This is a genomic window from Moritella sp. (genome assembly GCF_033791185.1).
Classification (GTDB): domain Bacteria; phylum Pseudomonadota; class Gammaproteobacteria; order Enterobacterales; family Moritellaceae; genus Moritella.
Genome location: NZ_JASJHF010000137.1, coordinates 1 through 11,184, shown reverse-complemented (window position 1 = coordinate 11,184; position 11,184 = coordinate 1). Strand labels below are relative to the sequence as shown.

Sequence of the window (11,184 nt, the reverse complement as noted above, 5' to 3'; positions counted from 1 at the left end):
AAACAGATAAACGGAACAAGTGCACTGAAAATTTCCCCTAAGCTAATGTCTTTTGGTGCAACCGATTTAAGGTAAAAAGCGGCGGGACCAAATGGCGGTGATAAGAATGAAACCTGCATATTCATACAGAACACCACACCAAACCAAATTGGGTCAAAACCTAAACCAACAACAATCGGTACAAAGATAGGCATAGTTAATAGCGCAACACCAACCCAATCAAGAAACATACCTAATACAAACAATACAGCCATCATGATTAGGATAGTACCCATTGGGCTACCACCACTCATCGCCAAGATACCATCACTTACAAAATCAATGCCGCCCATTAAGTTGTACACACCCACTAAGGCGCTGGCACCAATACCAATCCAGATGATCATGCCGCAAGTACGTAATGTCGCGATCGAACTTTCTTTTAACATGTTCCAGTTAAGCTCACCACGGATGGCCGCACTGATTGCAATACCCACAACACCTAATGCCGATGCTTCAGTAATTGATGCAATACCGCTGTAGATACTGCCAAGTACCACAGCAACAGATAACATTGGGAATAATAATGCTTTCTTAAAGTTAATGTCTTTCGCAGCATCTTCAGCTAATTCTTCTGCTGTTGGCAATGGTGCTAATGACGGGTTTAAATAACAACGAATTAATACGTACAAAATATACAGTAACGCTAATACTGCCGCCGGTAAGAATGACGCTTTAAACAGATCACCAATTGACACACTGGCTGTTAGACCATAAATAATCAATACGATACTTGGTGGTAACATAGTACCTAACGCGCCACCAGCACAGGTAGTACCAATCGCTAATTTACGATCGTACCCCAAGCGCAGCATTTGTGGCAGCGCAAGAATACCAAGCAATACGGTTTCACCGCCAATTACACCCGACATTGAAGCCAGTAATACCGCAACTAATAGTGTTTGAACCGCAACACCACCACGCACGTTACGACCTACTTTTTTCATTGCATCGAATAAATCATGCGCAATACCAGAACGGTCAAGTAAGGCGGCCATCAATACAAACATAGGCACGGCTAAAAATACATACCCACTAACAAAACTATAAATACGACTGGTAATAAGAGGTAATACCTCAGGACCAAACCAACCGAATGTGAAGATAACAGCAACTAAGCCAGTTACAAATGCCAATTGCATACCTGTTAATAACAGGGCAATCATCAACACAAGCATTAATAAACTGCCGTAAGCAATACCAATAGATGAAAGATCAAACATATTATTTTTTCTTCTTAACTAAGCCGTGGATTTCTTGAATTAGGTGCAATACAAATTGCACTGACATTAAGCACAGAGTACCAAAAATTAACGCTTTAAGTAGCGCAGGAAATACCGGGTTCCAAGCAGAGCCAGATGTTTCTAAACGCATCTCCCCCCAGGGTGCAAACCAAGCGCCTTCCGTCATGGTCCAAGCAGCATAAGAGAGTAATGTAGTGAACAGTAAACCCATAATGTGATGGAATACATTTAAGTACTGCTTTGCACGCTCAGATACATGATCGTAAATAAGCACAACGCGTACGTGTTTATCTGTCGCTAATCCATAAGCGCCACCAAGTACAAATAATGTTCCGCCAATAAAGGACGCGGTTTCATGTACCCAAATCGTCGGTGCATTAAATGCGTAACGCATAAGCACTTCATAAAAGGATATTAATACCGTAAACAGAAATAACACACTGATTGCATTGCCAGCCCATATAATGCCTGCATCGAGGCCATTTTTTGGTTGGGTTTCTTCGGTTTTACTCATCTATTTGTTCATCTTCTAAGTTGAAAAAAAGGCTGCCAAGCAGCCTTCAAATATAACGCTCACTGCAATTACAGTAAGTTTTTCTCGCTTAAATATGTGGTTACAGAATCATATACTTTTTGTGCATTTGGAGAACGTTTTGCGTAAACTTCCCATTGACTACGTGCAATTGTACGGAATTTTTTACGTTCCGCTGCAGGCCAGTCATGCACGGTAATGTTTGGATCTGCAATGGCATCAGCAACCGCTTCTGCATCTGCTTTTTTCAATGTATCAACCATAGTGTAAGCAAATGTTTTAACTGAATCTTGCATCACTTTTTGTAAGTCAGCTGGTAGTTTATTCCACGATTTGGCACTGATCGAAACTTCAATTGCAGGTAACGAGTGGAAACCAGGATACACAGGGTGCGGTGCGACATCATTTAAACCGGCTTTGTGGTTCGTCGAAAATACCGTGTAATCGGCGGCATCAATAACGCCTTTACTTAAACCAGTGAATACTTCTGAACCCGGTAAGTTAACGGGTGATGCACCTGCTGCTGCAAATACTTGTTGTACTAGACCTTCTGGTGCACGTAATTTTAGACCTTTAAGATCGTCAACACCGTTTAATGGTACTTTAGAAACAAATGCTTCCAGACCCGTTGCTGATGCACCAATATAATAAATACCATATGGCTGGTAGATTTCACGCATTAGCTCGTTACCGCCACCGTTATACATGTAATCTAATAGTTGCAGTGGGTCAGACCAAGCACCAACCGTGTTACCCATCAAACCAAATGCAGGATCTTTACCAGCAAAAAAACTTGTTGCTGTAATGTGACCTTGTAAGACACCAAATTTAATACCATCAAGTGTTTCTGTGTGCTTAATTACAGCACCAACAGGTAACATAGTGACATCGATACGACCGTTAGAATCTTTTTCTAATTGCTCAGCCCATGCTTGTTGTACTTGGAAGTTCTTCTCACCAGAGGGATCTGAAGATTGGAATTTAAAATTAAATTCGGCAGCGAAGGCAGATGCACTCATCATTGCAGCAACCGACGCTGCAATAATTGTTTTAGTAATGGTTTTCATTGGTAGTGGTATCCTTGGTTTCTGATAAACCCGATAATGATCTTATGTTAACTTTTATGTTAATCGCCATGTTACCGGTAACTATTGGGCAATCTTACTCCTACAAACAGCTAAACTCTAGGGTTAACCTCACATTTTCACATAAAGTTATCGGTTAATTTCAACTTTAAACTCACACATATTACATATACTCAACCTTTGAGTTTCATTTGAAAGTTAGAAGTCGAGATAAAAAAAACGGTCATATTTTGATTTAAATATGACCATTATTATACTTCATGGGTGCACGGATATTTTATATATAAGATTAAAATATCAAACCAACATCGTGATGCTAGTTATTCTTTAGTGCTGTAATACTAAGTGTTACTATGTCATCAATTGTACCATCGATAGGCACCGACAATACGTCTAATTCATCCTCAAGCGGTAACTCTAAGATACTGAATTGACTTAGTAACATATCCTCACCACTGAAGAAGTGCCCAGCCCGCGCTTTCATGCGCGTTAAAATCAAATCATAACTACCATCTAAGTAGATAAAAGTAACCGCTTTATTGCCATCGCGAATTTGATCGCGATAGTCTTTACGTAATGCAGAGCAAACGATAATACCGGTTTCACTTTTTTTCTCTATGCTAAAACATGCATCGCGAATACGCTCTAACCAAGGTTTACGGTCTGCATCATTTAATGGTTGGCCAGCTGCCATTTTTAAAATGTTAGCTTTAGGATGCAGGTCATCACCATCAATAAATTTAACGCCAAGTTGCTGCGCAAGTTTTAATCCTATCGTAGACTTCCCGCTACCCGAAACGCCCATCACAATAATCGTTCTGCCTATCATATTCTTTACTTCTTAACATCGTTCTAAATCAACCCATGCGATGTTACCGATAACACGAAAAAACACAAGTATTATCCACTTGAGTTACGTACTCGCACGTTCAGAAATAATAAAACCGAGATCTAAATGCTTATTTTCGATAGGCTCATCATTAATTTTTTTCAATAATAACTTTGCTGCCTGTTCACCAATGTCAAAGCGTGGAATAGAAACAGAGGTTAATTTAGGATTTGTCGCTGAGCAAATATCAAGGTCGTTAAAGCCAACCAAAGCGATATCTTTCGGTACTTTTAGATTCCGACGCTGACATTCAAACAGTGCGCCAGCCGCTAAATCATCATTACAGAAGAAGATACAATCAGTATCAGGCCATTCGCCTAATATTTCGGTCAACATGTCCGCGCCCATTTGGTAAGTAGAGGCATAGGTACTAGTGACAACACGTTCATCACCTAAATCTGTTTCCCAAATAGCTTTACGCCAGCCGTCTAAACGTAGTTGCGCACGTAAATCCATTCGCGCACCAGCAAAACCAATGTTTTTATAACCTTTACCAATCAAATATTGAGTTATCTCATAACCAGCTTGGGCATGATCCAAACCAACAGACATATCGATGGCTTTATCATTACATTCCATTATCTCTACAACAGGTAGGTTTGATTTGCGTAATAAACGGTTACTGCGCTCGGTATGATGGGTACCCGAAATAATGATGCCATCAATACCAAACTGTAAATAAGTTTCGATTAAGCGTTCTTCTTCTAATAAGGAATAACCTGAGTGACCCAATAATATCTGGTAGCCTTCAGCTAACATGACATCATTAATACCGCGTACCACGTCAGCAAATACACCGTTAGACAAAGAAGGAACAATCAATACAATAGTTTTACTTTGTTTAGTACTTAACATGCTCGCGGCGCGATTAGGTACATAGCCCATTTGTTCAATGGCTTTATGGATAGTTAAGCGTAATGATTCCGACACTTTTTCGGGGGTGCGTATCGCCCTAGAGACAGTGATTTTAGTAACGCCCACTTTATTTGCAACATCTTGTAAGGTCACTCGACCAGACTTGCGACTGTTGGAACTCATACGCCTAATATCCTTAGTTATAAAATACTTACCACATTATACCTATCTACAATTAGGGGTAAATAAACTTTTGAATTAACTTTAAAGTATCAATTCTGTACGTTTTTTAACATGACGATCAGTCATAGTCACTACATTTGGCCCTCTCACTGTATTAGCCTAAAGTTGTATAAACATGTTAATAATTTTAGGCGAAATAGTATAACTGAGCAGGAAAGACTCAGTCCTAAATACAAAAAAGCAAAGATTATGTGATGTAGATCGCATCTAGCTAAGCAGGTTAACCATATTAATATTGATGATTTAAAATTAATGAACTAAAAAGCGAATTATATGAAAAAGAAAAATAACGATAGCGTTAACATTGTATCTTTTGCTACTTTCTATATCATGCCTTAAACAATCAGGCATTAGCCAATTCTCACCTTCATGACTTGCTAAGGCACAGAGGACCAGATGAATAATAATATTGATATTGCAGTAATAGGTTTAGGCGTAATGGGTGCCAACATGGCATTAAATTTAGCAGAACGTGGCTTTTCAGTTGCCGCTTTTGACATTAACGAAGGCCGTCGTACTGACATCGTTAAACGTCATCAACCACTTACAGCAGCAAAATTAATTGCCGTTGCTGATCTTGCTGAACTAATTCAACAATTAGATACACCACGTCGTATCGTGCTTTCTGTTCCAGCAGGCCCTGTTGTTGATATCATTTGTAACGACTTAATTGCAGCTGGCTTAGAAGCAAGCGACATCGTTGTTGATACTGGTAACAGCCAATGGCGTGATTCTATTGCCCGTGCCGATTCTTATGCAGGTAAGTTTAACTTCTTCACTTGTGCTATCTCAGGTGGTGAAGTGGGCGCTCGTTTCGGTCCATCACTAATGCCAAGTGGCGACAGAGCAGCATGGGAATGGTTAAAACCTATGTGGCAAGCAATGTCAGCAAAAGTAGATCCTGTAACAGGTGTTGAAATTGCCCGTACACAAGTAGACCAGCCATTACCTGAAGGCGAACCTTGTGCAGAATACATTGGTCCAATCGGTTCTGGCCACTTTGTTAAAATGGTACACAACGGTATCGAATATGCTGATATGCAAATGATTGCCGAAGTGGTGCAATTCATGCGTCAAATCTTAGGTATGTCTGCTGTTGAAGTGGGTGAAGTATTCAGTGAATGGAATAAAGGCAAGCTACAAAGCTACCTTATCGAAATCACAGGTAACATCCTGAAAGTTGTTGATGAAGCAACTGGCAAGCCTATGGTTGACGTGATCATGGATCAAGCTGGCCAAAAAGGCACAGGTAACTGGACTGCACGTGAAGCACTAGAGCTTGGCGTACCAGCCAACGCAATTGCAGAATCTGTATTTGCACGTTGCCTAAGCACACAAAAATCTATCCGTCAGGTGGGCGCGACGAAACTTGCAGGCCCTGCAGTTGCTATCGAAGACCGCAACGTATGGTTAGCAAAACTGGCTGACGCTCTGTATTGTTCAAAAATCTGTAGCTACGCGCAAGGTTTTGAATTGATGACGGCAGCAGAAAAAGAACATAACTGGACACTAGATTACGTTGCAATTGCAAAAATCTGGCGTGCTGGTTGCGTGATCCGCGCTCACTTCTTAGATGATATCTCAAAAGCTTACCAAGCTGAACCTGAGCTATTAAACCTAATGTTAGCTGAACGTTTCACGAATACATTAGCAGAAAGCCAAATGGCGTGGCGTGAAGTATTAGCGAAAGCGATCATGCAAGGTATGCCAATGCCTTCAATCAGCGCAGCAATGAGCTACTATGATTGCTACCGTGAAGCAGACTCTTCAGCAAGCCTTATCCAAGCGATGCGTGACTACTTTGGTGGCCACACTTACCGTCGTAAAGATCAAGATGCAAGCCAAAGCTTCCATTACGATTGGCATTTTGGTACTGGCGAGCACAAAGCTCAGCACTAGAACTAGAACAATATAGGCGAATACAAAAACCAGTTGGCTACTTTCCAACTGGTTTTTTTTATATCATTATTGGCCAAAACCACCCACCTCAAACAGTTAAATAAACCACAAGAACGCCAACCAAGCAGCAATTAATTTCGTCTTTACAAAAAATTCAGCTTCAAACGCATGAATTCCTTGCCAGCATAGGTTAGTATAATGCCTCTACTTATAGTCCACTAAAGAAATAACATATGTCAAATCAACTACACAACGGCGACAATTCAGCTATCTGGGATAATTTTTTAACTGACGACGAAGCACCAGCAGGTTTTAAATACCGTGATACTTTTCCTGAAAACAGCAAGGGTGTAACCGTATTATTGGAAACTTGGGAAGCTGGTACAGTAGAAGACCCGCACCACCATCCGCATGATGATATGACTGTAATGGTTGAAGGTAAGATGCATTTAGTATTTTACATCCGTGAAAATGGCGAACTTGTTAAAGATGGTGAAGAGCTAACGCTTAACCAAGGTGACACTGGTTACATTGCCGCTAACCGTATTCACAGTGCGACCTACATCGATTATTGTAAAGTCGTTTATGTGCAAGATAATGAATTCGGATTTATCGAAGATAAATAGCATTAAAAACTGTTTAACCAAGATATTCTAGTGATTAGCATCTAATCCTCAATGTATCTCTTTAAAAGCCTTAATATATTCGCCATGATGCTAATATTTTAAGGCTTTTTTTCAAAGAGGCAGAGGGATTTAATACATGCAAGTCACCGCAGGCAACGACAAAAACCGCAAACTAACGAGTTTAATACAAGGTATCATCGCCGCACTGCCTCTTAGTATCGCAGTGATCCCTTGGGGTATTTTAGCAGGTTCTTACGCCATTGAAGCTGGTTTAGATATCATTCAAAGCCAAGCAATGTCAGCGATTGTGTTTGCAGGTGCAGCGCAACTTGTAGCTGTCGGGATGATTAAATCAGGGGTAGGATTAACCAGTATCCTATTAACCACCCTACTCATTACCTCTCGCCATTTTTTATATGGTATGGCCATGCGCCACCAAATGAGTCCTCTGCCCTTACGCTGGCGATTAACACTCGGTTTCTTACTCACCGACGAATTATTTGCTATATGCAGTGAAACCAAACAACATAAGTTTGACCGCTGGTTCGCGTTTGGCGGAGGGTTTAGCTTCTATCTGATTTGGAATCTGGCTTCTGCGGTCGGTATCTTTGCTGGTCAACAGATCCCTAATTTAGATGAACTCGGTTTAGACTTCGCTATCGCCGCTACCTTTATAGCTTTAGTTGTTCCAGCCATTAAAACCCCGTCCATTCTAGTTAGCGTAGTGGTTTCGTTAGTCATGGCTGTCGTGTGCGAACTATTTCATGTCCCCGCGGGATTAATTATCGCAGCATTATCAGGCATGAGCGCTGGTATGCTTACCGCTAAATTAACTAATGAAGCGCACCCAAATAAAACCCTATTAACAAGACCAGGAGACGACCTATGATCTGGTTAACAATCATATTAATGACGGTGATTATATTTATTAGTCGCTATATCTTCATTGAACCGAAGCTCCCCTTGCGCCTTAACCCCAGCATAGTGAAATTTTTAAGTTACTCCGCACCAGCCGTTCTCACCGCGATTCTAGCGCCGATTGTTTTCCTTCAAGATAATACTTTGCACCTTAACCTTGATAATAGCTATTTAATCGGTGCCGTGTTTGCAGTGTTATTGATCCTATTAACCCGTAACACCTTGGTCACAGCAATATTGAGTATGTTGCTTTTTTTCTTAGTTCATTAGATTAGTTTCATTGATTAGCTTAAATCACACATAACTTGTAAGTTTCAATAGACAAATGAAACAAACGAAACTAAAATGCAACCAAATCGAAACTTTGATTGTATAATTCACTAATTTAAGTCGCTATATAGCCGGTGAAAAATAGATAAATTTCAATCACCCGCTATATTTAATGAGACGTAGCGAATACGATTAATCTAAGTTACGTTTCAAACTTAAAATACAAAATAATAAAAGTTTCGCTCTCAAAATTATGAAAACAAGTTGTATAGGACGAACGTCGTCACGGACCGATAGACAACACTATCACGTGGTTATTACTTGTTTAAAAATATTATGCAATTTATAAAGCTAGGAGAAGACCATGTGTGGGATTGTTGGTGCTGTAGCACAAAGAGATATCGCTGAAATTTTAGTTGAAGGTTTACGTCGTTTAGAATATCGCGGGTATGATTCAGCCGGTGTGGCAATCGTTGACCAAGATAACAACCTGCAACGTGTGCGTAGCTTAGGCAAAGTAAAAGAATTAGCGAATGCGGTAGATGCAGAACAGCCTGTTGGCGGTACGGGTATTGCCCATACACGTTGGGCGACACACGGTGAACCTTCACAAGCGAATGCCCATCCACACGTTTCTGGTGATATTGCCGTGGTACATAACGGTATTATTGAAAACCATGAATCACTACGTGAATTATTACAACAGCGTGGTTACGTTTTCCAATCGCAAACCGACACTGAGGTCATTGCTCATTTGGTTGAATGGGAACTACGCTCTACAGATAGCCTACTTGAAGCGGTTCAAAAAACGGCCTCACAGTTAGATGGTGCTTACGGTACGGTTGTACTTAACCGTTTAGAACCTGGTAAATTAATTGTTGCTCGCTCTGGCAGCCCAATTGTGATTGGTTTGGGTGTGGGTGAAAACTTCTTAGCATCCGATCAACTCGCACTGCTTAACGTAACTCGTCGTTTTATGTACCTTGAAGAAGGCGATGTGGCTGAAGTGACTCGTCGCGACGTATCAGTATTTGATATTAATGGCGCAGCGGTTACACGTGAAGTGATTGAATCAAACGCTGAACATGATGCTGCCGATAAAGGTAAATTCCGTCATTATATGCAGAAAGAGATCTTTGAACAGCCTGTTGCATTAACCAATACCATGGAAGGCCGCCTTTCAGCTAACAGCGTGATCACCCAAAGCATCGGTGTTAACGCCGCAGAGATCTTACCGAAAGTAGAACACATTCAAATTATTGCTTGTGGTACTTCTTACAATGCTGGTATGACGGCGCGTTATTGGTTTGAATCTTTAGCTGGCGTCAGTTGTGATGTCGAAATTGCTTCTGAGTTCCGCTACCGTAAATTTGTAACACGTCCTAACAGTCTACTCATCACCTTGTCACAATCAGGTGAAACCGCAGATACCTTAGCAGCACTACGCCTTGCCAAGGAAAAAGGCTACATGGCTGCAATGACTATTTGTAACGTGGCCGGTTCTTCGTTAGTGCGTGAATCAGACTTTGCATTCATGACCCGTGCTGGCACTGAAATTGGCGTAGCTTCTACCAAAGCATTCACCACGCAATTATCTGCTTTATTAATGTTAGTAACAGCATTAGGTAAAGAGAAAAAAGTCATTAACGCAGAAAAAGAAGCGGAAATTGTTACCGCGCTGCATGCGCTACCTGCACAAATTGAAGCGTCACTTACCTTTGATAAAGACATCGAAGCACTGGCGCAAGACTTTGCCGATAAACATCACACATTATTCTTAGGTCGTGGTGAGTTCTACCCTATCGCAATGGAAGCGGCGCTTAAGCTTAAAGAGATCTCTTACATTCACGCTGAAGCTTACGCGGCGGGTGAATTGAAACATGGTCCTTTAGCGTTAGTTGATGCAGACATGCCAGTTGTGGTTATTGCACCGACTAATGAATTATTAGAAAAACTGAAATCGAATATTGAAGAAGTACGTGCTCGTGGCGGCCTACTGTATGTATTCGCTGACGCAGACGCTGGTTTTGTTGAATCAGAAGGCATGAAGATCATCACGATGCCGCATGTAAGTGAAATTACCGCGCCAATCTTCTATACCTTACCAATGCAGTTACTTTCATACCATGTCGCGCTGATTAAAGGTACAGACGTGGATCAACCTCGTAACCTTGCCAAGGCTGTTACGGTAGAATAATCATTAATTACCGCTAATTAAAGACTGTATTCGAGTAATAACGCCGTATACATAGCCTGTTTGTATTATTCTCAATAATGGAGTTAATATAAATGGGCTTTTTTATATCTAAAAACCTTTTCCCCAAATCGATTGCATCGTCAGTTGGTTATTAAACGATTCTCAGTTTCAGTTGATTTATTGTGATCATGGCATTATCCATTCATTAAACCAAATAGGGATTATAACTAAATTAGTAATTAATATTTATTGAATTGTTATTTTTTAGTTTGAAAACAGTGATTTCATCAAAATAATTGCTGTTATTTTCTATTTATTAGATTTTTATAAAATTATATAATCCATCGCCTTTTACATGCTTTGCGATAGTTAAGCTCGCTCTATCTT

General features: G+C 40.5%; 10 protein-coding genes. 5 read left to right on the top strand and 5 right to left on the bottom strand.

From position 1 onward, the window contains the following. From QNK26_RS08115 to QNK26_RS08095, 5 genes are all read right to left on the bottom strand, one after another. A partial coding sequence (locus QNK26_RS08115) for a TRAP transporter large permease (RefSeq protein WP_319222116.1) occupies positions 1-1,262 on the bottom strand: 1,262 nt, incomplete at its 3' end. A 1-nt stretch (position 1,263) separates the two neighbouring features. Beyond that, entirely contained in the window at positions 1,264-1,797 is a 534-nt protein-coding gene (locus QNK26_RS08110; RefSeq protein ID WP_319222114.1) for a TRAP transporter small permease subunit, read from the bottom strand. Positions 1,798-1,865: 68 nt separating this feature from the next. Then, complete coding sequence (locus tag QNK26_RS08105) at positions 1,866-2,882, bottom strand: TRAP transporter substrate-binding protein (protein WP_319222113.1); 1,017 nt, start codon at positions 2,880-2,882, stop codon at positions 1,866-1,868. A gap of 334 nt (positions 2,883-3,216) precedes the next feature. Further along, positions 3,217-3,729, bottom strand: a complete 513-nt coding sequence (locus QNK26_RS08100; protein WP_319222111.1) for a gluconokinase — start codon at positions 3,727-3,729, stop codon at positions 3,217-3,219. Between the two features lie 84 nt (positions 3,730-3,813). After that, on the bottom strand, positions 3,814-4,827 hold the full coding sequence (locus QNK26_RS08095) for a LacI family DNA-binding transcriptional regulator (protein ID WP_319222110.1): 1,014 nt from the start codon (positions 4,825-4,827) through the stop codon (positions 3,814-3,816). Between the two features lie 456 nt (positions 4,828-5,283). On the opposite strand from QNK26_RS08095, the gene gndA reads away from it, so the two are divergent. From gndA to glmS, 5 genes are all read left to right on the top strand, one after another. Beyond that, a complete protein-coding gene (gene gndA, locus QNK26_RS08090) occupies positions 5,284-6,786 on the top strand; it encodes an NADP-dependent phosphogluconate dehydrogenase (protein WP_319222109.1) in 1,503 nt (500 codons plus the stop codon). Positions 6,787-7,019: 233 nt separating this feature from the next. After that, complete coding sequence (locus tag QNK26_RS08085; RefSeq protein WP_319222108.1) at positions 7,020-7,412, top strand: hypothetical protein; 393 nt, start codon at positions 7,020-7,022, stop codon at positions 7,410-7,412. A 136-nt stretch (positions 7,413-7,548) separates the two neighbouring features. Beyond that, on the top strand, positions 7,549-8,301 hold the full coding sequence (locus tag QNK26_RS08080; RefSeq protein ID WP_319222107.1) for an AzlC family ABC transporter permease: 753 nt from the start codon (positions 7,549-7,551) through the stop codon (positions 8,299-8,301). Continuing rightward, positions 8,298-8,600: an AzlD domain-containing protein gene (locus tag QNK26_RS08075; protein ID WP_319222106.1), complete on the top strand. Its 303-nt coding sequence runs from the start codon at positions 8,298-8,300 to the stop codon at positions 8,598-8,600. The genes QNK26_RS08080 and QNK26_RS08075 overlap by 4 nt, the downstream gene beginning before the upstream one ends. Positions 8,601-8,964: 364 nt before the next feature. Next, a complete protein-coding gene (glmS, locus tag QNK26_RS08070) occupies positions 8,965-10,797 on the top strand; it encodes a glutamine--fructose-6-phosphate transaminase (isomerizing) (protein ID WP_319222104.1) in 1,833 nt (610 codons plus the stop codon). Positions 10,798-11,184 lie beyond the last annotated feature (387 nt).

Excerpts from the sequence above, each read along its gene's own strand:
- QNK26_RS08110 (WP_319222114.1), bottom strand. The coding sequence starts at position 1,797 with ATGAGTAAAACCGAAGAAACCCAACCAAAAAATGGCCTCGATGCAGGC.
- QNK26_RS08105 (WP_319222113.1), bottom strand. The coding sequence starts at position 2,882 with ATGAAAACCATTACTAAAACAATTATTGCAGCGTCGGTTGCTGCAATG.
- QNK26_RS08100 (WP_319222111.1), bottom strand. The coding sequence starts at position 3,729 with ATGATAGGCAGAACGATTATTGTGATGGGCGTTTCGGGTAGCGGGAAG.
- QNK26_RS08095 (WP_319222110.1), bottom strand. The coding sequence starts at position 4,827 with ATGAGTTCCAACAGTCGCAAGTCTGGTCGAGTGACCTTACAAGATGTT.
- gndA (WP_319222109.1), top strand. The coding sequence starts at position 5,284 with ATGAATAATAATATTGATATTGCAGTAATAGGTTTAGGCGTAATGGGT.
- QNK26_RS08085 (WP_319222108.1), top strand. The coding sequence starts at position 7,020 with ATGTCAAATCAACTACACAACGGCGACAATTCAGCTATCTGGGATAAT.
- QNK26_RS08080 (WP_319222107.1), top strand. The coding sequence starts at position 7,549 with ATGCAAGTCACCGCAGGCAACGACAAAAACCGCAAACTAACGAGTTTA.
- QNK26_RS08075 (WP_319222106.1), top strand. The coding sequence starts at position 8,298 with ATGATCTGGTTAACAATCATATTAATGACGGTGATTATATTTATTAGT.
- glmS (WP_319222104.1), top strand. The coding sequence starts at position 8,965 with ATGTGTGGGATTGTTGGTGCTGTAGCACAAAGAGATATCGCTGAAATT.